18 protein-coding genes are annotated in these 21,283 nt (G+C 69.1%); 5 read left to right on the forward strand and 13 right to left on the reverse strand.

The features are described 5' to 3' along the window. Positions 1-119 precede the first annotated feature (119 nt). From ACZ60M_RS24215 to ACZ60M_RS24255, 9 genes are all read right to left on the reverse strand, one after another. Positions 120-671: a hypothetical protein gene (locus tag ACZ60M_RS24215; protein WP_465421608.1), complete on the reverse strand. Its 552-nt coding sequence runs from the start codon at positions 669-671 to the stop codon at positions 120-122. A gap of 23 nt (positions 672-694) precedes the next feature. Next, on the reverse strand, positions 695-1,318 hold the full coding sequence (locus ACZ60M_RS24220; protein WP_465421610.1) for a MarC family protein: 624 nt from the start codon (positions 1,316-1,318) through the stop codon (positions 695-697). 53 nt (positions 1,319-1,371) lie between these two features. Further along, positions 1,372-2,559, reverse strand: coding sequence for a hypothetical protein (locus ACZ60M_RS24225; RefSeq protein WP_465421611.1), 1,188 nt, complete (start codon positions 2,557-2,559; stop codon positions 1,372-1,374). Next, complete coding sequence (locus tag ACZ60M_RS24230) at positions 2,556-3,101, reverse strand: SigE family RNA polymerase sigma factor (RefSeq protein ID WP_465421613.1); 546 nt, start codon at positions 3,099-3,101, stop codon at positions 2,556-2,558. Before ACZ60M_RS24230 ends, ACZ60M_RS24225 begins: the two co-directional genes overlap by 4 nt. A gap of 236 nt (positions 3,102-3,337) precedes the next feature. Then, on the reverse strand, positions 3,338-4,177 hold the full coding sequence (locus ACZ60M_RS24235; protein WP_465421615.1) for a PH domain-containing protein: 840 nt from the start codon (positions 4,175-4,177) through the stop codon (positions 3,338-3,340). Positions 4,178-4,190: 13 nt separating this feature from the next. Then, positions 4,191-4,346, reverse strand: coding sequence for a hypothetical protein (locus ACZ60M_RS24240; protein ID WP_205326815.1), 156 nt, complete (start codon positions 4,344-4,346; stop codon positions 4,191-4,193). A 522-nt stretch (positions 4,347-4,868) separates the two neighbouring features. Beyond that, positions 4,869-5,450: a TrmH family RNA methyltransferase gene (locus ACZ60M_RS24245; protein WP_465421635.1), complete on the reverse strand. Its 582-nt coding sequence runs from the start codon at positions 5,448-5,450 to the stop codon at positions 4,869-4,871. Positions 5,451-5,783: 333 nt separating this feature from the next. Continuing rightward, positions 5,784-7,706, reverse strand: coding sequence for an acetoacetate--CoA ligase (locus ACZ60M_RS24250; protein WP_465421617.1), 1,923 nt, complete (start codon positions 7,704-7,706; stop codon positions 5,784-5,786). Positions 7,707-7,814: 108 nt separating this feature from the next. Further along, a complete protein-coding gene (locus ACZ60M_RS24255) occupies positions 7,815-9,068 on the reverse strand; it encodes an MFS transporter (RefSeq protein ID WP_465421619.1) in 1,254 nt (417 codons plus the stop codon). A 252-nt stretch (positions 9,069-9,320) separates the two neighbouring features. Here ACZ60M_RS24255 and ACZ60M_RS24260 point away from each other — a divergent pair, with 252 nt between their 5' ends. The 3 genes from ACZ60M_RS24260 to ACZ60M_RS24270 all read left to right on the forward strand — a co-directional run bounded on the left by ACZ60M_RS24260 (position 9,321) and on the right by ACZ60M_RS24270 (position 11,518). Beyond that, positions 9,321-9,989 (forward strand): FadR/GntR family transcriptional regulator, encoded by a 669-nt coding sequence (locus ACZ60M_RS24260; protein WP_392969812.1) that lies wholly within the window; start codon positions 9,321-9,323, stop codon positions 9,987-9,989. Positions 9,990-10,090: 101 nt separating this feature from the next. Next, complete coding sequence (locus tag ACZ60M_RS24265) at positions 10,091-10,549, forward strand: RrF2 family transcriptional regulator (protein WP_465421621.1); 459 nt, start codon at positions 10,091-10,093, stop codon at positions 10,547-10,549. A gap of 45 nt (positions 10,550-10,594) precedes the next feature. Beyond that, on the forward strand, positions 10,595-11,518 hold the full coding sequence (locus ACZ60M_RS24270; RefSeq protein ID WP_465421623.1) for a YihY/virulence factor BrkB family protein: 924 nt from the start codon (positions 10,595-10,597) through the stop codon (positions 11,516-11,518). Positions 11,519-11,560: 42 nt separating this feature from the next. On the opposite strand, the gene ACZ60M_RS24275 is transcribed toward ACZ60M_RS24270, so the two are convergent. The 4 genes from ACZ60M_RS24275 to ACZ60M_RS24290 all read right to left on the reverse strand — a co-directional run bounded on the left by ACZ60M_RS24275 (position 11,561) and on the right by ACZ60M_RS24290 (position 18,733). Then, positions 11,561-15,295, reverse strand: a complete 3,735-nt coding sequence (locus ACZ60M_RS24275; RefSeq protein WP_465421625.1) for a rhamnogalacturonan lyase family protein — start codon at positions 15,293-15,295, stop codon at positions 11,561-11,563. 408 nt (positions 15,296-15,703) lie between these two features. Continuing rightward, positions 15,704-16,963, reverse strand: a complete 1,260-nt coding sequence (locus tag ACZ60M_RS24280; protein WP_465421627.1) for an RICIN domain-containing protein — start codon at positions 16,961-16,963, stop codon at positions 15,704-15,706. 238 nt (positions 16,964-17,201) lie between these two features. Beyond that, complete coding sequence (gene cds1, locus ACZ60M_RS24285) at positions 17,202-18,272, reverse strand: L-cysteine desulfhydrase Cds1 (RefSeq protein ID WP_465421628.1); 1,071 nt, start codon at positions 18,270-18,272, stop codon at positions 17,202-17,204. Continuing rightward, entirely contained in the window at positions 18,272-18,733 is a 462-nt protein-coding gene (locus ACZ60M_RS24290) for an Lrp/AsnC family transcriptional regulator (protein ID WP_465421630.1), read from the reverse strand. Before ACZ60M_RS24290 ends, cds1 begins: the two co-directional genes overlap by 1 nt. A gap of 226 nt (positions 18,734-18,959) precedes the next feature. Here ACZ60M_RS24290 and ACZ60M_RS24295 point away from each other — a divergent pair, with 226 nt between their 5' ends. After that, positions 18,960-19,223 carry a BldC family transcriptional regulator gene (locus ACZ60M_RS24295; RefSeq protein WP_465421632.1) on the forward strand — a complete coding sequence of 88 codons (264 nt, stop codon included), beginning with the start codon at positions 18,960-18,962 and terminating at the stop codon, positions 19,221-19,223. A 446-nt stretch (positions 19,224-19,669) separates the two neighbouring features. Continuing rightward, positions 19,670-21,079, forward strand: a complete 1,410-nt coding sequence (locus ACZ60M_RS24300; RefSeq protein ID WP_465421633.1) for a glycoside hydrolase family 6 protein — start codon at positions 19,670-19,672, stop codon at positions 21,077-21,079. The last annotated feature ends 204 nt before the right edge of the window (positions 21,080-21,283 follow it).

Genomic DNA, 21,283 nt, shown 5'->3' on the forward strand with positions numbered 1-21,283 from the left:
CCCCCCCCCCCCCCCCCCCCCCCCCCCCCCCCCCCCCCCCCCCCCCCCCCCCCCCCCCCCCCCCCCCCCCCCCCCCCCCCCCCCCCCCCCCCCGGGGCCGCCGTTCGTTCGCGCGGCCGCTACCGCACCAGGCCGCCCCAGGTCATCTCCGCGCCCGCGTGCCCGGTCTTGAACACCCACCAGGCCGCCAGCAGCAGCAGCGCGAGCGCCACGATCCCGATGATGAACATGACGACCTTGCGCCCCGTGGCGGCCGGATCGGACGCGCCCGCCGGAGCGGCCTCGCCGTCCTCGCCCGCAGCGGGCGCGGGCGCCCCGCCGTCTCGGGCGATCGCCGCTCGCCGGCCGCGGTCGAGACCGGCGAACAGGAACCACACCGGGACCAGGGCCACGAGTGTCCACAAGAGCCAGAACGCGTAGTCGTGGTGCTGCGATACCGGATCGGACCAGCCGTTCGGCTCGTTGTAGTCCGCGAGCTGGCGGCCGGTGACAATCGCGCCGAACACCGAAGCGGGCGTGATGAGCACGAGGGCCGCGACGGCCCAGCCGATGCGCTGGCGCAGCGGCGGAATCAGGAGGTAGCCGATGCCGCCCAAGACGAGCAGCCCGACCAGGACGATCGGCACGTGCACCACCAGCGGGTGCAGCGGGAGTTCGAGAATCGTAGGCATAGGGTTTATTGAACCCTAAACAATCACCAGCCGGAAGCTCCAGCAGAACTTTCGAAGAGTTCGACGTACCCCATCACGGCATCCGCTATGAGCTGCACCGCGATCGCGGCCAGCAGCACGCCCGCGATCCGCGTCAGGACCTCGATGCCGCCGCGCCGCAAGACCTTCACCAGGACGCCAGAGAAGCGCATCACCAGGTAGATCGAGATGTGGATGACCACGATCGCCAGCGCGATCCACAGATAGTCCACACGGGACGGTGCCTGCTGCACGAACAGGATCACGGCGACGATCGCGCCGGGCCCGGCCAGCAGCGGCGTGCCCAGCGGCACGAGCGCGATGTTCGAGGTGGCCGACTCCGAGGGCTCGTCGGCCTGGCCGGTGAGGAGCTGGAGGCTGACGAGGAGCAGCAGCAGCCCGCCCGCGCCCTGCAGCGCCTCGAGGTCGATGTGGAGGTAGTTGATGATCTGCTGGCCGAGCAGCGCGAACAGCGAGATCACGCCCAGGGACAGGAGCGTCGCCTGGAGCGCGGCCCGGTTGCGCTCGCGCTGATCCATGGTCCCGGTCAGGGCCAGGTAGATCGGCACGATCCCCGGAGGGTCCATGATGACGAAGAGGGTCACCATGACCGTCAGCAAGTATTCCACGCTGCGAGTATGTCAAGTCCGCTCGGTCACAGACCCGGTTTCGAGCGCGCGTGTTAGCTGTAGCTCAGGATCGGCATCACGGCGCCCTCGGGCGGTTCGAGTTCGGACAGCACCGGCTCCTCGCCGGACATGTCGATGAGCAGCCACGTGTCGTCGCCCTGGTCGCCGACGAGCTGCCAGCGGCCTAGCGGGTCGTCCCAGTAGTACGGCGCACTGTCGTACTGGGTCTGGTACTCCCCCAGGTCCATCTCCGCGGTCGGGTCGAAAACCGACTCGCCCGACATCGTCGCGATCGTAGTCTCGACGAGCGGGACCGGGTCGGCCGTGCCCGCCGGGGCACCCGCGGCGGCCGCGGCGAGCGACTCGTCGACTGTGTCCATGCCGAGCGGCCCGCACTGCTCCTCCTCACCGGCGGTACCGGCGGCGTCGAGGTCGGAGACGCAGATGTAGTTCGGGTCGGTCTGGTCGACGAGGACCGCGGTCTCGAATCCGGCAGCGCTCACCGATTCCAGGCCGTACTGGTACTGCTCGTTGAAGTAGTACGGACCGGAGCCTCCGCCGGAGACCGACTGCAGGTCGGCGCTGAACACGGCCGTGGTCGCGTCCCAGTTCTCCAGGGTGACGGCGTAGTTCGTCTGGAACCCGATCGGCTCCGCCTCCTCGTAGACGGAGACGTCGACCAGCTCGTACGCCTCCGCCGAGAGGTCGTCGTTCGGCGTGATCATGGCGAAGGCGTCCCCAGCGCTGTTGATCCTGGTCCCGGTGTTCTCCGCCGAGGGCTTCTCGATCTCGGTGACGTCGCCGTCGAAGCTGACCATCGACACCTGTGTCTCACCCTCGGACATATAGGAGCCGGTGAGCTTGTAGACGTCGTAGAGCGGGGTCTCGACGCCGAAGGAGATGCTGTCGCCGTTCGAGTCGAGCACGGTGTAGAAACCGTCGTCTTCCTGGATCAGGAACTCCATGCCGAGTTCGTTCTGCGCTTCAGCGGTGCTCGTGTCCGCGGCGATCACGCCGTCGCTTCCTTGGTCTGGCGCGCTCCATGGCTGCCACACGAACGCGGCGGCGCCGAGGACGAGCAGGCCCGCGCCGCCCGCGGCGGAGGCCACGCGCCTGCGGCGGCGAATGCGACCGGCACCGGCGATGGCGAGTTCGGCCAGGCCGGGGTCGTCGAACGAGGGCGCGGCAGCGGCCCGCTCGGCCAGCCCGCTGCGCAGGAGGGCCTCGATGTCGTCGCTCATGCCGCTTTCCTCGGTTCCATCGCCAGGCCGAGCGCTTCGGACGGCGTGCCGAGCCGTTTGCGCATGCCCGCGAGCGCGCGCGAGGCCTGGCTCTTGACGGTACCTACGGAGATCCCGAGGATGTCGGCGATCTGCTGGTCGGTGCGGTTCTCGTAGTAGCGGAGGACGAGGACCGCGCGCTGGCGCTTGGGCAGGACGGCGATGTGGCGCCACATGGCGTCGCGCACCGCGGAGTGCTCGGTGAAGTCGCGGGAGTGGTCGGGCTTGTCCTCGAAGACCTCGGTGGGCTTCTCGCGGTTGGACCGCTTGCGCCACCAGGAGGCGTTGGTGTTGTAGAGGATGCGGCGGGCATAGGCGTCGACCGAATCAGTCGTCCTGATCCGGCTCCACGCCAGGTAGGTCTTCGTCAAGGTCGTCTGCACCAGGTCCTCCGCTGTCGCCCAGTTCCCCGTGAGGAGATACGCCGCACGGTGCAGCGCGGCGGAGCGAGCCGCCACGTACTCGCGGAACTCCTCGTCCTGGGACGATTTGGTCTCGCTCACGAGTCTCCCTGGGGGGGTCGAAGAACAGACGACCTTACCCCGGCGGGCGGTTGCGCCACCGGGCGGAATTCTGCCAAGAGATGGGTGTTCCTGGCAACCGAGGGTCGGATACAAACTGAGTATACGAAGTAGGTGCAACCCTCTGGGTCCCGGCACCCTTTCCGGTGAAACGGGCCGTGACCAGGACGAAGAACACCCGCCGACAGTGTCGGCGGGTGTTCGTACGGTGATCGTTCTCAGGCGTCCGCAGACTTCGGGGCGGGCTCGCCTTCGGGGATGAGGTCCTCTTCGGGTTCGGCCTCGCGTTCGTCGACGGCCTCGGGCTCGTACATCTCCTCGCACATCTGGAGGTAGAGCTCGTTGGGGTTCGGCAGGTGCGGGACGTTGCGCAGCGCCTGGTCCTGGCCCGCGGACTCGATGATGAACTCGCCGTAGTTGAGCATGCGGCCCATGGGCGTCTGGGCGTACTTCATGTCGGTGACGCGGCCGAGCGGCATCATGGCGACCGAGCGGGTGATGACCCCTTGGATGAGCATGATCCGCTTGTTGGTCAGGATGAAGCGGTCCATGTACCAGTCGAGGATCTTCCAGCCGACGAAGCCGAGGATGGCCAGCCAGACGAGGACGGTGACCGTGACGGCGGTGCCGCGGCTCTCGTAGTCCGACTTCGTGAGCATGCCGGAGGCGAGGCCCATGATGAAGGTCGCGAGGGTGCCGACGACGTACCAGGGCATGAGGTGCACCCAGTGCCGGCGCCATTCGCCGCGGTACTTCTCGGTCGGGAAGAGGTAGCGGGCGGAGATCGGCGAGGGGACGTCGGGCACGGACGGGGCGCGGACGCCGCCGAGGAGGCCGCCGCTCATGGCGCCGGTAAGGCCGTCGTCGAAGCGGACGCCGTCGATGTCGCTGGCGGCGGTCGCGGGCGCGGACCCGGCCGTCCCCGGAGGGAAGCTGAACTCGCGCGTGGGGGATTCCGCACCCGGGGCGGGACTGTCGGAGGGGGCGCGGGGGCTGGGGGGTTCCAGCGGCTCGGTGTCCTTGTTGTCCCCCGAGCCGCCTGCACCGGAATCGGTCATAGTGCCGTCTCGATCAGGTCACGAGGTTCGTGAAGAACGCCGCGAAACCGTTTGCGGCATCGAGGATTCCGCCTGCGAGGTTCCCGACCACGTCACTGGCTTCGCCTGGCCTGAAGGCTACAAAGAACACCAGGAACGCAAGTCCGCCCCAAGTCAGAAACTTCTTCAACTTCCTCACCCCTCCCGTCAAGGGTCCTGGCCGATCGTTCGTCTGGCGCAGGCTGGCACGAGTCTACCGTACGAGCATGACTCGGCTTTCAGTTTTGTTCTGGGCCCCAACGGTGTGAACCGGGTGGCCCAGTGCCGGGATCAGCGTAACGCGGTGGTTCCACTTTTGCCCGACTCCGCCTATCTACCAGCGGATTCAACCTATTCGCTTGTACCTCCGGGAGCTTACCCCAAGTAACCTGCCATTGGCTCAATGTAGGCGCATAGCCCCCCTGGACCCCATGGAAGCGTCAGGTATCCGACACCGCGCGTTCGCGTACGCCCCCACGGGGAGCGGTGCGGCGACGCCTCGTGTCTGCAGCGCTGTCGCCTTCGGACCTCCCGAGCACGGGTGTGCTCCACTCCAGAGTGCCACCGGGGTACGACATTGTGTGGCCCCGAGGCGGTCGGATTCCCGACGAGACGCGCTATCTGGTCGGACGCTGCCCGGCAGCGCTATCTTGTCGGACGCTGTCCGGCAGCGCTATCTGGTCGGACTCTGTCCGAACACGTGTTCCCTCACCCAGGCGTGCATGGCGATGCCGCTGGCGACCCCGGCGTTGATGGAGCGGGTCGATCCGAACTGGGTGATCGAGCAGACCATCGAGCAGACCTCGCGGACCGGCTCGGAGAGGCCGGGGCCCTCCTGGCCGAAGACGAGGACCGCGTTGCGCGGCAAGGGGGTCGTCTCGATCGGGACCGAGCCGGGGAGGTTGTCGATGCCGACGACGGCGAGGCCTTCGGCGCGGGCCCACTCGACGAACGCCTCGACGGTGTCGTGGTGCTCGACGTGCTGGTAGCGGTCGGTGACCATCGCGCCGCGCCGGTTCCAGCGGCGCTTGCCGACGATGTGGACGGTCTTGGCGAGGAAGGCGTTGGCGTTGCGCACGACGGTGCCGATGTTGAAGTCGTGCTGCCAGTTCTCGATGGCGACGTGGAAGTCGTGGCGGCGCTCGTCGAGGTCGGCCACGATCGCCTCGCGGCTCCAGTACCGGTACCCGTCGACGACGTTGCGGCGGTCGCCCAGGCGCAGCAGGTCGGGGTCGTACCGCTCGTCTTCGGGCAGCGGGCCCTCCCAGGGGCCGACGCCGACCGCTTCGGGCGCGAGGTCGTCAGTGTCGGTTTGAGCGGGGCCGGGCTCGGCGGGGCCGGTCGGGTCAGTCACGCCGCCTATTGGAGCACAGGCGGCCCCGGGCGGGGCCCGGACGGGCGCTCGCGGGGGCCTGGCGGACACTGCCGGGAAGCAGAACGCCGCCCCGGCGGCTACGGGGGAAACCGACCGGGGCGACGCGTTGCATAGTAGCTCCCGGGTGCCTGCGATCGGGCACACACCTCACTGAATTCCCTTGCCGCGTAAGGAAATCGGGCTTTTGAGCGTCCCTTGTCACTCAGGTCTCGGTCAGCGCCGCAGGAAGGCCTTGAGCGCGTCAGGGTTGGCGAGGGCGTCGCGCGCGATCGCCTCCTCGGCGGGCACGCCCTTGAGGATCTTCTTGACCGGGACCTCGACTTTCTTGCCGCTGAGCGTGCGCGGGACGGAGGGGACCTGGCGGATCTCGTCGGGGATGTGGCGGGGCGAGAGCTGCTCGCGGAGGGCGGCGTTGATGCGGCGGCGCAGGTCGTCGTCGAGTTCGGTGCCTTCGGCGCAGGCGATGTAGAGCAGCAGCCGGTCTTGGCCCGGGTCGTCGAGGTGGACGACGAGGGAGTCGGCGACCCCTTCGACGGCCTCGACGACCGCGTAGAACTCGGCGGTGCCCATGCGCACGCCGCCGCGGTTGAGCGTGGCGTCGCTGCGGCCGGAGATCACCGCGGACCCGCGGTCGGTGATCGTGATCCAGTCGCCGTGGCGCCAGATCCCGGGGAAATCGGTGAGGTACGTGTCGCGGTAGCGGTGCTTGAGCGGGTCGCCCCACAGCCCTACGGGCATCGAGGGCATCGGCGAGGCGATGACGAGCTCGCCTTCGCGTCCGATCCCGGGGCGCCCTTCGGGGTCGAAGGACTGCACGTCGGCGCCCAGGCAGCGGCACGAGAGCTCGCCGCGCCAGACCGGGACGGTGGGCGCGCCGCCGATGAAGCCCGTGCACAGGTCCGTGCCGCCCGAAAGGGACTGGAGCTGTGCGGTCGCGCTGATCTGTTCGTACACGTAGTCGAAGCCGACCGCGGGGAGCGGGGCGCCCGTGGAGCCGATGCCGCGGATGAGCGAGAGGTCGGCCTCCTCCATGGGCTTGATGCCGCGCGAGCGGCAGGCCATGAGGAACGGCGCGCTCGTGCCGAAGTAGGTGGTGCCGGACTCCGCGGCGAGGCGCCACATCCCGGCCGGGTCGGGCGCGCCGTCGAACATGACGATCCCGGCGCCGACGATCGGCGCCGACACCAGGTAGTTCCACATCATCCAGCCGGTCGTGGAGTACCAGAAGAAGCGGTCGCCGACGCCGAGGTCGTGGTGGAGCGAGTGCATCTTGGCGTGCTCGATCGCCATGCCGCCATGGGAGTGGACGATGGCCTTCGGCAGGCCCGTGGTGCCCGAGGAGTACAGGATGTACAGCGGGTGGTCGAAGGTGAGCGGCTCGAACGCGACCCCTTCGTCGTACGCGCAGAAGCGGTCCCAGGTCTCGCCCTCGACTTCGGAGCCGAGGTACGGGAGGGTGACGACCGAGCCGAGGTCGGGGAGGCCGCGCACGACGCGGCGCAGGTCGGCGGTGCGGTCGACGGTCTTGGGGCCGTACTTGTAGCCGTCGACGGCCACGAGGACCTTCGGCTCGATCTGCGCGAAGCGGTCGAGCACGGCCTTGGCCCCGAACTCGGGGGCGCAGGAGGAGAAGACCGCGCCGAGGCTCGCGGTGGCGAGCATGAGCGCGTAGGTCTCGGGGATGTTCGGCATCCAGGCGGCGACGCGGTCGCCGCGGCGCACGCCGTGGGCGAGGAGCCCGGCGCGGGCGCGGGCGACGGCCTCGCGGAGCTCGCCGAGGGTCCACTCGACCGGTTCGCGGGTGTCGGAGTAGGCGCGCACGAGCACGTCGTCCTCGTCGACGCCGGGGGCGGTGAGGACGGCGCGGGCGTAGTTGAAGGTCTCGTCGGGGAACCACACGGTGTCGGGCATGGTCTCGTCGGCGAGGACCCGGTGCTCGGGGACCGTCTTGCCGAGGCCGAAGTACTCCCAGACCGCGCCCCAGAACGGGCGCAGGTGCTCGACGGAGTACTGCCAGAGGGCCGGATAGCCGGTGAGGTCGCGCTCCTCGCGGCGGGACAGCCACTGGCCGAACCGCCCGATGTTCGTCGTCTCCACCGCGTCCGGCCGCGGCAGCCACAGCACTTCGTTGGTCACGTCCGCCTCCCCGCTATCCACCTCAGTGTGGTCCACAGCACTATCGTGTCACGAGGAAGGCTCGGCCTGCCTTGCGGGGCCGCCCGTTTCGAGGAGTTCGTCCCTTATTCAGGGAATGGGAGCGAGCTCGTCTTCGATGTAGCGCTCGCGGGTCACGTAGAGCCCGGCGAAGAACAACACGATCGTGAGCGCCGCGATGAACCCGAACGGGACCGACCAGGAGCCGGTGAGTCCGTAGACCCAGCCGACCGCGAGGGGCCCGACCCCGGCGATGAGGTAGCCGCCGGACTGGGCGAACGAGGACAGGGCGCTCGTCCCGGCCGGGGTGCGGGCGCGCAGCCCGAACAGGGTGAGCACCAGCGGGAACACCGAGGTGCCGATGCCGAACAGCGCCATCCACAGCCAGGTGAGGGCGCCGCCCCCGGCGAGCCAGAGCCCGGCGATCGCGGGCGGGTAGCAGGCCATGAGGACGAGGAACACCGGGCGCGGGCCCCAGCGGACGGTGAGGATCGGGACGACCACCGAGACCGGGATCTGGACGATCGTGAGCAGGCCGAGCATCGAGCCCGCGGCGGCGGGCGCCATGCCGTCGGTGACCAGCATCGTCGTCGTCCAGCCCATGAGGATGTACGCGATCGCCGACTGGCAGCCGAAGAGCAGCAGCATCGTCCACGCCAGGCGCGAGCGGCGGACGCCTTCGAGGCGGCCGATCGGCGCGGCCCCGGCCGCTGCGGGCGCGGGCCGCCACAGGAGCCACGGGACGATCGCGACCAGCGCCGGGAGCGCCCAGACGGCCAGCGCGATGCGCCAGTCCCCCGCGAGGTGCTCTACGGGTGCGGTGGCGGCGGCCGCGACGGCGGTGCCGGCCGCGAGCGTCGTGGAGTAGGCGGTGGTCATGAGCCCGATGCGGTTCGGGAAGTAGCGCTTGACGATGACGGGCACGGCGACGTTCCCGACGGCTCCGGCGGCGAGCGCGAGGAGGCTGCAGAGGAGGAAGAGCGCGGCATTGGGGGCCCAGGCGCGGGCGATCATGCCGACGCTCATGACCAGGAGCGCGCCGGTGAGGAGGGCGCGGGGGCCGAAGCGGCGGGCGAGGCGCGGGGCGAGGGCGCCCAGCCCTGCGAAGGCGAGGACGGGGAGGGTGGTGAGGAGCCCGGCCACGGTCTCGGACATGCCGAGGCCGATGCGCAGTTCGGCGAGGATCGCGCCGACGCTGGTGACGGCGGTGCGGAAGTTGAACGCGGCGAGGACGACCCCGGCGACGAGCATCCAGCCCATGGCGACGGCGGCCTGCTTCGGCGGGACCGGAGGGTCGGCGGCCTCGGCGTGCGGCGCGGGGGCGGGCGTCTCGGTCGTCGTCACGCGGACGGCTCCTTCCGGGTGCGGGAGGGCGGGCGGGGTCCGGTGAGGGGGAACCGTGTCCAGCTGATGGGCGCACTCGTGATGCGCCTTGAGCTGCTGGGATAGGATGGAATCAATTCATAGGATGAATTGACAGCCTGTCAACGGTATCGCGACAGGTGTCTGCTTTAATCCTTCTAGTGTTGGGAAACACGCACCCCCCATGGCGGGCCCCCGCAAGCCATGGACGCTCCGGAGAGGTCAGGTCCGTCAGTGGCACTGCAGTCGACACGCAAGTCCGCCCTCGTCGATCAGGTGATCGAGCAGCTGCGCCAGCAGATCAGCGACGGCGAGTGGGGCCTCGGCTCGCGCATCCCCACCGAGAGCGAACTCGCCGAGCTCCTCGGCGTCGGCCGCAACACCATCCGCGAAGGCGTCCGCGCCCTCGCCCACGCCGGGCTCCTCGAGATCCGCCAGGGCGCCGGGACCTTCGTCGTCGGCCGCTCCGAAGTGACCGCCGCCGTCCGCCGCCGCATCGCCGCCAGCCCCGCCTCCGACGCCATGGAGGTCCGCCGCGGCCTCGAAGTCGAAGCCGCGCGCCTGGCCGCCCACCGCCGCGACGAAGCCGACATCACCCGCCTGCGCATCCTCCTCTCCGAACGCGAGGCCACGCACGAAGTCAACGACACCGAGTCGTTCATAGCGGCCGACATCGCCCTCCACCAGGCCGTCGCCGAAGCCAGCCACAACAAGCTCCTCGCCGAGCTGTACTCCGAGCTCGCCGAATCGCTGCGCGAGACCGTGCGGGCCGGGCTCGGGCCGAACCTCGCCGAAGAGCCGCACATAGACCATTCGCGCGCCATCGAGGCGATCATCGCCGGGGACGCCGACCTCGCCGCCGCCGAGACCGCCGCGTACCTGCGACTGCTCATCGACGACTGAAAGCCCTAACGGCTCACAGACCGCCCGTGAGCCGCTAAGAGAACCAGCTCAGGGAGATAGAGTCGGTACTGCCGCTCGTCTCTGCGTTCGAAGGAGTCCCCATGCGTCTGTCCGCCCGCGTCGACTACGCACTGCGGGCCGCCGTGGCCCTCGCCGGGTACGGCGACCGCTGGGTCTCGGCCGAGCAGATCGCCGAGGACCAGGGCATCCCCCGCAAGTTCCTCGAATCGATCCTGCTGCAGCTGCGCCGCGGCGGCATCGCCACCTCCAAGCGCGGCTCCGAAGGCGGCCACCAGCTCGCCCGCCCCGGCGACCAGATCAGCCTCGCCGACGTCATCCGCGCCGTCGACGGGCCCCTCGTCGGCGTCAGAGGCGAACGCCCCGAGCAGGTCCCCTACTCCGGCACGGCCGCCGCCATGACGAACGTGTGGATCGCCCTGCGCGTCTCCGAGCGCAACATCCTCGAATCGGTGTCCCTCGCCGCCGTCGCCGCCGACGACCTCCCCACCTCCGTCACCAAACTCCTCGAAGACCCCGACGCCTGGGTCATCCGCGACTGACGCGTCGGGCCGCCGCGGCGGGCCCGGCTCTGCCAGAATCGGCACGTGAAATTCCCTGACTTGGGGGCCTGGTGGGACCGCGTGCTCCTCGGGGCCCGGAAGCGGTCCAACCTGGTGGACCACGCCTGGCGCACCGGCGAGCGGTACGGCGAGGTCCACGGCGGGCAGCTGGCCGCCGCGATCTCCTACTACGCGTTCTTCGCGGCGTTCTCGATGTCGCTGCTGGCGCTGGCGATCTTCGGGTACCTGCTGAACTTCCCCGACATCTACGACTCGGTCGAGTCGTGGCTGTCCCAGAACCTCCCGGTGATCGACATCGGCGTGCTCGAGAGCTCCCGGAAGTCGGTCACGATCTTCGCGTCGGTGGCGCTCGTCGTCGCCGGGGTCGCGTGGGTGCAGTCGGTGCGGGCGGCGATCCGGCAGATCTGGGGGCTCGACGCGCAGCCGGGGAACCCGTTCCTGCGCTGGGCGATCGACTTCGTGATCCTCATCGGGATCTCGACGCTGCTGCTCATCACGATCGGCGCGACCGCCGGGGCCGAGTGGGTGCTGGCGGCGCTCGACCTCGACAAGGCCACGGGGAACCTCGCGCTCGTGGTGCGCGGCATCTCGGTCCTGGTGGGCCTCATCGCGAACGCGCTGCTGGCGATGGTCCTGCTGCAGGCCCTCCCCCGGGTCGTCATGCCGGTGCGGCGGGTCGTGTGGGCGTCCGTGGCGGTCTCGATCGGCATGGAGGTGCTGAAGACCGTCGGCCGCATCTACGTCCTGCACGTCTCCGACCGGCCCGCCTACCAGGCCGTGACGACCGCCGTCGGTCTCCTCGTGTTCCTGTACCTGTTCAACGTCATGATGCTCATGGCCGCCTCCTGGACGGCGACCTCGCTGCGGGGTAAGGCGATCGACCTGTACGAGCGGGTCTCCATCCCGTACGAGTCGGGGCGGCTCCACAAGCCGCAGACGGAGAAATGACGGCCCGGGCGATGCGCCCGGGCCGTCATCTATGCAGTCGGGTTACGCGGTGGCGCAGACCTGGCCGTTCATGAGGAACATGCCGGGGTCGTCCGGGTCGCCGGTGCCCTGGTAGCCGATCTGCCTGGTCTGGCCCGGCTTCAGCGGGTCGTTCCAGAAGGCCGGGTCGGCGCTCATCGCTGCGCCGTCCACAGTGATCTCACCGCCCCAGTCGTACGTGACCGACTCGACGCCGCCGGACTTCCACACCAGGTCCCACGTGGGGATCTCGGTGTCGCCGGTGTTGGTGACCTTGACCTGGACGACGAAGCCGTCGCCCCAGTCGGCGGCCACGCGGTAGTCGACCTCGCAGGACGCGGCCGCGTACGGCGCGGCGGCGGTGTCGCGGACCGGGCCGGAGACCACGGTCTCCCATTCGGGGGCGGCCATGTCGTAGCCGAGGAAGAAGCTCGGCCACGGCGGCTGGTTGTACGACACGTTCTGCCACGACACGGCGAGACGGTACTGCGGGTCGTTCATCAGCGTCGGCAGGGCGTAGTCCGACGCGATCGTGGTGGTGAACAGGCGCACGCCGTCGTTGGACTCCTTGCGCAGGACCACCTCCTCGCGCCAGTCGCCGATCAGGTCGCCGGTGAGCGCCGCGTTGCCCTTGGTGCCGTTGCTGGTGTGCACGCCCTCAGGGGAGAAGATCTCCTCCTGGGTGCCGGTCTCGTAGTTCCAGTCCGCGATGTAGGGGCGGATCGGGACGTAGTCGGCCTCGTTGAACTCGTGGTCGAAGATCTCGCGGCCGAGGTCGCCGTCCCACCAGAGCATCGAGTTCGCCGACGGGATGCTGTTGCCGATCAGGGTGCCGTCGGCGGCGTGGAGCTGGCCCTCGCGGGAGTTCCAGGCGCCGGTGGTCGACACGGCCCAGCATTCGGCGCCCGCGTAGTTCGGGTCGATGTCGCCGCAGGTGCCGCGCCCGGTGTCCTTGGTGCCCGGGATCGTCCAGAGCACTTCGGCGGTGTCGGCGTCGCGGAACGCGGCGGCCTTGTTCCCCGAGCAGGACATGCACTCGAAGGGGCTGAAGACCTCCAGGCCCTCATTGGACGGGTCGAAGTCGGAGACATGCAGCGCGTCGCCGTGGCCCAGGCCCGTCGAGTACAGCGGCGTCCCGTCGTCGTTGATGGTCATCGCGCCGAACACGATCTCGTCGCGCCCGTCGTTGTCGACGTCGGCGATGGACATCTGGTGGTTGCCCTGGCCCTGGTACTTCCCGCCCCAGCGGTCGGAGGTGAAGTTCCAGACCTGCGGCAGGTTGTCGCCGTCCCAGTTCCAGGCGGTGATCTCGGTCTTGGCGTAGATGCCGCGGTTGGTGATCAGCGACGGGTGCACGCCGTCGAGGTAGGCCACGGACATCATGAGGCGGTCGGCGCGGTTGCCGTAGCAGTCGCCCCACGAGCAGACGTCGCCGCGCACGGGAGCCCAGTCGGCGGTCTCCATCGCGGCCCCGGTCTGGCCGTTGAACACGGTGAGGAACTCCGGGCCCTGCAGGACGCGGCCGTCGGTGCCGCGGTAGTCGGCGGCGGCGTCGCCGATGACGGTGCCTTCGCCGTCCACGGTGCCGTCGGCGGTCTTCAGGGCCACCTCGGCCTTGCCGTCGGAGTCGAGGTCGTAGGCGACGAGCTGCGTGTAGTGCGCCCCGGCGCGGATGTTCCTGCCGAGGTCGATGCGCCACAGTTTCTCACCGGCGAGGGTGTACGCGTCGACGTAGACGTTCCCGGTGTAGCCGCTCTTGGAGTTGTCCTTGGAGTTGGACGGGTCCCACTTCTGGATGATCTCGTAGACGCCGTCGCCGTCCACATCGGCCACGGTGGCGTCGTTCGGCGCGTACGTGTAGGCGACGCCGTCGGGGGTGGTGCCGCCTTCGGGGCGGTCCATGTCGATGTCGAGGTACTGCTCGTCCCAGACCTCGAAGGCCTTGGTGTAGCCGGTCTCGACGCCTTCGGACACCGTGGCGATCCAGTAGGTCGCGTTCGCGGTGCCGCCCTGGTCGGTGAGGTTGGTCAGCTGCGTCGGCTCGGGCGTGATGAGCCGGCCGTCGCGGTAGACGTTGAACGCCAGGCCCTCGGGGTCGAGCGCGAGGCTGCGCCAGGACAGGAAGTTCCCGCCCTCGGTTGCGACGGCCACGGGGGCGCGGTCGAGGCTCTCGATCTGCTCGGCGCACTCGGTGCACGGCTCGTCGGGGCCGTCGCTGCCGCTGCCGGGGACGTCGCCGATGCGGGTGAGCTCCAGGCCGTTCAGGTGCCCGGTCTGGCCCGAGATGGTGATGTTGAGCTGGCCGTCCTCGACGGTGATGCCCTCGAAGTCCTTGGTGAGGATCGCCTTCGAGGCGGCGTTCGCCGCACCGTAGTCGACGCCTTCGAACTTCACGTTCACGCGGGCCGAGCCGACGTAGTCGCCGGTGATGAGGCGGGCGGTGTACAGGCCGTCCGCGACGTCGGCGGCGAACTCGTACGAGCCGCCGAACCAGGCCACGAAGTCGCTGCCGAGCGGGTCGGTCGTGACGCCGCGGTCGCGGTCGATCGCGCTGGTCATGTCGGTGATGAAGCCGTACCCGCGTTCGGCGGAGTAGACGGTGCCGCGGTTGACCTCGGTGTAGCCGGGGGCCACGGTCTGCGAGGCGGGACCGAAGTCGTACTTGAATCCGGCGGTGGCGGTCGTGACGGTGAGGGTGGACGACTTCTCGCCCTCGCCCTTGCCGTTGACGCCCGCGACGGCGAACTCGTAGGCCGTGTCCTCCTTCAGGCCGGAGACGCGGCCGACGCCGACGTTCGCGGTGGAGCCGAGGCGCCATTCACCGCCGGGCTCGCGGACGAAGACGCGGTAGATGTCGGCGTCCTCGGCGGCGTCCCAGTTGAGGGTCACGCTCGCGTTGGCCACAGTGGCGGCCTTGAGGCCGGTGGGCGCGGCGGGCGCGTTCGCCGGGGGCGCGACGTCGACGACGTGCTCGGAGAGCGGGAGGCCGAGCGTGGCGGTCTCCTCGGCGACGAGGCGGGCCATCTGGATCGCGCCGTACTCCTGGAAGTGCGTGTCGTCGGCGGTCCCGTTGGGACGGTTCGGGTAGACCCCGGCCGGGACGTGCAGGAACACCGACTTCGCCTCCTCGGGGCCGATCTCGTTGAGGTAGGCGCGGGAGGAGGCCGAGAGGTCGACCATGGCGACGCCGGTCTCCTCGTGGAGCTCGTAGACCTTGTTCACGTAGTCGCCGAAGGACACGTTGAACTGGCCGGTCTCGGCGTTGAAGCTGCGGCGCGAGACGGGGGTGACGAGGACGGGGATGGCGCCCTTGGCGATCGCGCCCGCGATGTAGTGGTCGCGCAGGTACATCTTGTAGTCGTCGGGGGACGTGTACCGCTCGGGGACCGAGGTGGTGGCGTCGTTGTGCCCGAACTGGACGAACAGGTAGTCGCCCGGCTGGATCTCGTTCAGGATCGCGTCGAGGCGGCCCTGCTCGATGAAGGAGCGCGAGGAGCGCCCGCCGATGGCGTGGTTGGCGATGTGGACGTTCTCGTCGAAGTACCGGTCGATCACCTGGCCCCACCCGGCCTGCGGCTCCCAGTAGGGGTCGTAGGTCTGGACGGTGGAGTCGGAGGCGAGGTAGACGGTGATCCCGTCGTCCTGGGCTTGAGAGGGGGCGCCCGCGGAGAGGACGCCCGCGAGCGCGGTGGCCCCGGCCGCCAGCACCGCTAGGGTGCGGCGCCACCGGGAGGCCGGAGGAGGAGTTGTGGGCCTCATGGTCACTTCCGTAGTGAGAGGAGGAGGGAGCTAACCGGGCAAGCGGGACTGAATCGTTTCAATCTATGGGCCGATTGCGGGGCAAGCGTTTACTACCTAGGGGACCGTACCGAGTGGATGCAGAAAAGTCAATACATGTCGATACGTGTTGAGACCCGGGGGCGCGGGCCCGCGGCGGCCGTGAGGGAGGCGCCGCGGACCCGCCGGTGCGGTTAGGGCCTGTCCTGCGAATCAGACCGGTCGTTATCCGGCCCGTTTGCCCGCTCGCTGCGTTGTCGGCCCTCCGAATACAACACCGGTATTCGGAGGGCCTTCCGCGGCCTCGGCGACGCTTGCGAGCCGTCAATCCGTGGAGCGAGCGAACAAACGGACTCGGATACCGCCGCTCCCTGATTCGCAGGACAGGCCCTAGCGGACGTGGGCGCCGAGCGTGCTGCCGAGGGCCTTGGCGCCCTCGGAGACCAGGCGGGCCATCTGCGTCGCGCCGTACTCGTGGAAGTGGGTGGAGTCGGCGAGGCCGTCGGGGTAGTTCGGGTACTCCCCGGCCGCCAGGTGCATGAAGACCTCGGCCTGGGCGCGGGCGGGGGTGATCGCGTTCAGGTAGGCGCGCGAGCGCGCGCCGAGGTCGATCGAGCGCACGCCGGTCTCGGCCACCAGCTCGCGGACCTTCGCGCCGTACGCCGCGAAGGACTCGTTGAACTGGAGGGTCGAGGTGTTGTAGTCGAGGCGGTTGACCGGGGTGAGCAGCACCGGGATCGCGCCCTTGGCGGTGGCCCCGGCCATGTAGTGGTCGCGCAGGTACATCTTGTAGTCGTCCGGCGAGGTGTAGCGCTCGGCGTTGCTGGAGTTCGCGTCGTTGTGCCCGAACTGGACGAACAGGTAGTCGCCCGGCTGGATCGCGTTGAGGATCGTGGTGAGGCGGCCCTGCTCGATGAACGAGCGCGAGGAGCGCCCGCCGATCGCGTGGTTGGCGATCCGCGTGTTCGCGTCCATGAAGACGCCCAGCTTCTGGCCCCAGCCGGTCATCGGGTAGGCCGAGGAGTTGTAGGTCTGGGCGGTGGAGTCGGAGGCGACGTAGATGGTCGGGGTGCCCGAGGCGGGCGCGGCGTCGGCGGGAACGAGCTTCCACTGCTGGTTCTGGCCGCCCGCGTTGTCGTACTGGGACAGGCGCGAGCCCAGGGCGATGTTCCACTCCCAGACGTCGAGGGCCTTGCCGGAGTTGCGGTTGACGAAGCGCAGCCAGGTGCCGTCGTCGATGATCTGCCACTGCTGGTTGGTGCCGCCGTTGCTCGCCCACTGGACGATGTCGGCGCCGTTGGCGGTGGACTTGGCGTAGACGTCGAGGGCGAGGCCGGAGTGGCGGGCCTCGATGCGGTAGTAGCCGGAGCCGGCGTCGACGAAGCGGAACTGCTGGTTGGTGGCGTAGCCTCGCTGGCGCTGGACGAGCTTGGCGCCGTTGGCGGTGGAGGCGCCGTCGATCTCGAGGGCGAGGCCGTTGTAGCGGGACTGGAGGACGTACCAGGTGCCGGGGGTGAAGGCCGCGTTCGCGGCGCCCTGGCCGAAGAGCCCGCCCGCGGCCGCGCCCGCGCCGAGCCCGGCGAGGAGGCCGAGGGAGCGGCGGGAGAGCTTGGCGCCGAAGGGGTCGGGATGGTCTGCGGGGTGGGACATGCGCGCTCCTTTGCAGGTGGGCACACGGCACTGAAACGATTCAACAATCGCGCGAATCGCGGGTCCCGCGAAGGACCTCGAGCGGTGCCGGGTGCGCCAAAGGTTTTACATAGTCATACATTTCGATGTGTTTTGGAGCATCGTAACCCCGAGGCAAACGTTCGCACAAGACCTGGATTCCCACCCGCCCAGGGGGCCTGCGGCGATCATCGCGCGCAGGTCCGACAGAAAAGCGGTTTCACGCAGGCAGGAGTGGCGCGAGTCTCGCCCTGGCCGCTTCGAGGTCGATGCCCTGGGCCGCGACCCAGGCGTCGTCGAAATAGGTGCTCCCGTAGCGCTGGCCCGAGTCGCACAGCAGCGTCACGATGCTGCCGCCGCGCCCGGCCTCGCGCATCTCCGCGATGATCGCGAGCGCCGCGACGAGGTTCGTCCCCGTGGAGCCGCCGAGGCGCCGCCCCAGCCGCTCGGAGGCCCACCGCACGCACGCGATCGACTCGGCGTCGTCCACTTTCACCATCCGGTCCACCAGGTCCGGGATGAACGAGGGCTCCACCTTCGGCCGCCCGATCCCCTCGATCCGCGACCCGCGCCCGCTCGCGGCCTCCGGGTCGTGCTCGCGCCACCCGTCGAAGAACGCCGAGTACTCCGGGTCGACCACGCACAGGTTCGTGGCGTGCCTGCGGTAGCGCACGTACCGCCCGATGGTCGCCGAGGTCCCGCCCGTCCCCGCGCCGACCACGATCCAGGCCGGGACCGGGTGCCGCTCGAGCCGCATCTGCTCGAACACGCTCTCGGCGATGTTGTTGTTGCCGCGCCAGTCCGTGGCCCGCTCGGCGTACGTGAACTGGTCCATGAAGTGCCCGCCGGTGTCGGCGGCGAGCCGCTCGGCCTCGGCGCACACCTCGCCCGCCTCGCGCACCAGGTGCGCCTTGCCGCCATAGGACTCGATGAGCGCGATCTTCGACGCGCTCGTCGACTCGGGCATCACGGCCGTGAACGGCAGCCCGAGCATCCGCGCGAAGTACGCCTCGCTCACCGCGGTCGAGCCGCTGGACGCCTCGACGACGGGCGTGCCCTCGTCGATCCAGCCGTTGCAGATCGCGTACAGGAAGAGCGATCGCGCGAGCCGGTGCTTGAGCGAGCCGGTCGGGTGCGTCGACTCGTCCTTCAGGTACAGGTCGACGCCCCATTCGGCCGGGAGCGGGAACGGCAGCAGGTGCGTGTCGGCCGAGCGGTTCGCGTCGGCCTCCACTGTCGTTATCGCCCAGTTGATCCAGAGCCGGTCCTTGGCGCGGTCGACGGAGCGCATCAATCCTCCAGTTCGAACGGGACGGGCTGCGGGCGGTCCTCCCACTTGGTCGAGAGGGTGATCGTGGTGCGCGTCTGCGCGACACCGGGAATCGCGCCCACGCGGTGGATGAGCCGTTCCAGATCGCCCATCTTGGGCACCCGCACCTTGAGTTGATAGCACTCGACGCCGGCGAGGAAATAGCACGATTCGATCTGCGGAATGGCGCGCAGCCGTTCGCAGATGTCGCGATGGTCGGCCGCGTTGTCGGGGATGATCCCGATGAGCGCGGTGATGCCGAGCCCGATGGCCTCGGAGTCGATCACGGCCTTGTAGCCGGTGATGACGCCGTTCTTCTCCAGTTTGGTGACGCGGTCCTGCACGGAGGGCGCGGTGAGACCGACCCGCCGCGCCAGTTCGGCGTAGGAGGTGCGCCCGTCGGTGCGCAAGAGGTTCACGATGGTCTGGTCGATCTCGTCCACTTGTCGAGGATAACCAGAGTTGCCACTTGCGCCCTGTGCCTACCTCATACCCGCGTAGTCCTAGAGCGTCAGATTCAGCTCAGAGCGCCGTTGACATACGCGTGGTACTTTCAGGCAATACCTACCAGCCGAAAGTATGTCCAAGAACTCATGGCAGGTTTGACTGAATAGTGGTGTAATGGGTTTAACGCACGAAGTGAGTCTTCATCACGGGGAGGAAGAAATCATGGAGACCGAGGACCGCCTACTCACACCTGGCGAAGTGGCCACGCTGTTTCGAGTCGATCCCAAGACCGTGACGCGCTGGGCCGCCGCCGGCCGGATCGGGAGCATACGCACACCGGGCGGGCACCGTCGGTTCCGCGAGTCGGAAGTACGGGCGCTGCTCGAAGGCGATGCGGGAGCCCAGACCACCTTTGAGTCCGGCAGCGCCCAGTTAGCACTCGCCCAGCCGTACCGAGCGGCCGCCTCAGCGACCGCGATTCCGTGAACTGAACGACCGTCCGGCACAAGCCGGTCCCGCGCAGCGCCCCACGTCCGCACACGGCCGAGGAAGGACGCGCCCGGTACCGGCTTTTCGCATGTTCGGGGCAGGCACGGCCGGGTCCGAAACGCTGCGGATCACTGAAGCCGCCGCCGCCGCCTGCGAGAGCGGGCGGCGGCGCCGGCTTTTCCGTGCCCGGAGTCCGCAGTTCCAAAGTGGAGTTGATTTGTTCCATTAAGGGCATTTGTTCACTTTTTGAAGTCGGGCCAATACCCTGAGTCGCCATCTATGCCGCCAATGGGAAAATTCTGGATTCTCCGGTATCGAGGCCCTTGACATCACAGTGAGACATAGGCAAACTTCGATGGGAAAGTTTGGGAGCGCTTCCGTGTCCACCCGGTACCCGCGGAGCCGTTCCCGAAGACGTCAAAAGCCCGACCAAGGGAAGGCACATGACACTCACTCGAAGGAAGCAGCGCCTCGGGGCGCTCGCGGCGGCGACGCTCGCCGCCGCCGCGGTCAGCACCGTGGCGCTGAACAGCGCCGGAGCCGAAGAGCAGGAAGCGGGCATCGCCCAGGCGAAGGTCGACAACCCGTACGAGGGCGCGCAGGTCTACGTGAACCCGCAGTGGTCCGCGAACGCCGCGTCCGAGCCCGGCGGCGACGCGATCGCCGACCAGGCCACCGGCGTGTGGCTCGACCGGATCAGCGCGATCGAGGGCAACGACTCCCCCACGACCGGCAGCATGGGGCTGCGCGACCACCTGGACGAGGCCGTGGCGCAGGGCGCGGACGTCATCCAGTTCGTCATCTACAACCTGCCGGGCCGCGACTGCGCGGCGCTCGCCTCCAACGGCGAGCTGGGGGCCGACGAGATCGGCCGGTACAAGAGCGAGTACATCGACCCGATCGTGGCGATCCAGAGCGACCCGGCCTACGCCGGGCTCCGGATCGTCAACGTGATCGAGATCGACTCGCTGCCGAACCTCGTCACCAACGTCTCGCCGCGCCCGACCGCGACCGCGAACTGCGACACGATGAAGGCCAACGGCAACTACGTCGACGGCGTCTCGTACGCGGCGGCCGAGCTCGGCGCGCTGCCGAACACCTACCAGTACCTGGACGCGGGCCACCACGGCTGGATCGGCTGGGGCGACACGAACCCCGAGTACGACAACTTCCACGCCTCGGCGGCCCTGTTCGGCTCGCTCATCGGCCAGAACGGCATGACGGCCGACCACGTGAACGGCTTCATCACGAACACCGCGAACTACTCGGTGCTGGAGGAGCCGTACTGGGAGGTCGACCAGAACGTGGGCGGCCAGGCGATCAACCAGAACCCGAACGTCAAGTGGGTGGACTGGAACGACTTCAACGGCGAGATCGACTTCTCGACGGCGTTCCGCGACGAGCTCGTGGCGAACGGCTTCAACGACAGCATCGGGATGCTCATCGACACCAGCCGCAACGGCTGGGGCGGCGCGGACCGGCCGACCGGTGCGTCCACTTCGACCGATCCGGTGACATTCGTCGACGAGTCGCGGATCGACCAGCGGTTCCAGAAGGGCAACTGGTGCAACCAGGCCGGTGCGGGCCTCGGCGAGCGGCCGCAGGTCGCGCCCGAGCCGGGCATCGACGCGTACGTGTGGATCAAGCCCCCGGGGGAGTCTGACGGCGCTTCGGAGCCGATCGACAACGACGAGGGCAAGGGCTTCGACGAGATGTGCGACCCGGCGTACGAGGGCAACATCCGCAACGGGTTCAACATGAGCGGGGCGCGGGGCGAGATGCCGCTCTCCGGCCACTGGTCGAGCGAGCAGTTCGCCGAGCTGCTGGCGAACGCCTACCCGCCGGTGAGCTAGCAGGAACGAGGGCGAACCGGCACTTCGCCCGGAGGAGGACGGCGGGGGGGGGGGGGGGGGGGGGGGGGGGGGGGGGGGGGGGGGGGGGGGTTTTCGGGGGGGGGGGGGGGGGGGAAACGAAAGGGGTGGCGGGGTTTTCACTGGAGGTCGCCCCCCTCAAGGGGTTTTTGCCTTCATGGTGGGAATGTACTACCATACACACCC

This window comes from Glycomyces sp. NPDC050141 (assembly GCF_055586545.1).

What these genes read in the sequence shown, in the direction of transcription:
- ACZ60M_RS24215 (WP_465421608.1), bottom strand. Translation starts at nt 671, where the DNA reads ATGCCTACGATTCTCGAACTCCCGCTGCACCCGCTGGTGGTGCACGTG.
- ACZ60M_RS24225 (WP_465421611.1), bottom strand. Translation starts at nt 2,559, where the DNA reads ATGAGCGACGACATCGAGGCCCTCCTGCGCAGCGGGCTGGCCGAGCGG.
- ACZ60M_RS24235 (WP_465421615.1), bottom strand. Translation starts at nt 4,177, where the DNA reads ATGACCGATTCCGGTGCAGGCGGCTCGGGGGACAACAAGGACACCGAG.
- ACZ60M_RS24265 (WP_465421621.1), top strand. Translation starts at nt 10,091, where the DNA reads ATGCGTCTGTCCGCCCGCGTCGACTACGCACTGCGGGCCGCCGTGGCC.
- ACZ60M_RS24275 (WP_465421625.1), bottom strand. Translation starts at nt 15,295, where the DNA reads ATGAGGCCCACAACTCCTCCTCCGGCCTCCCGGTGGCGCCGCACCCTA.
- ACZ60M_RS24280 (WP_465421627.1), bottom strand. Translation starts at nt 16,963, where the DNA reads ATGTCCCACCCCGCAGACCATCCCGACCCCTTCGGCGCCAAGCTCTCC.
- cds1 (WP_465421628.1), bottom strand. Translation starts at nt 18,272, where the DNA reads ATGCGCTCCGTCGACCGCGCCAAGGACCGGCTCTGGATCAACTGGGCG.
- ACZ60M_RS24295 (WP_465421632.1), top strand. Translation starts at nt 18,960, where the DNA reads ATGGAGACCGAGGACCGCCTACTCACACCTGGCGAAGTGGCCACGCTG.
- ACZ60M_RS24300 (WP_465421633.1), top strand. Translation starts at nt 19,670, where the DNA reads ATGACACTCACTCGAAGGAAGCAGCGCCTCGGGGCGCTCGCGGCGGCG.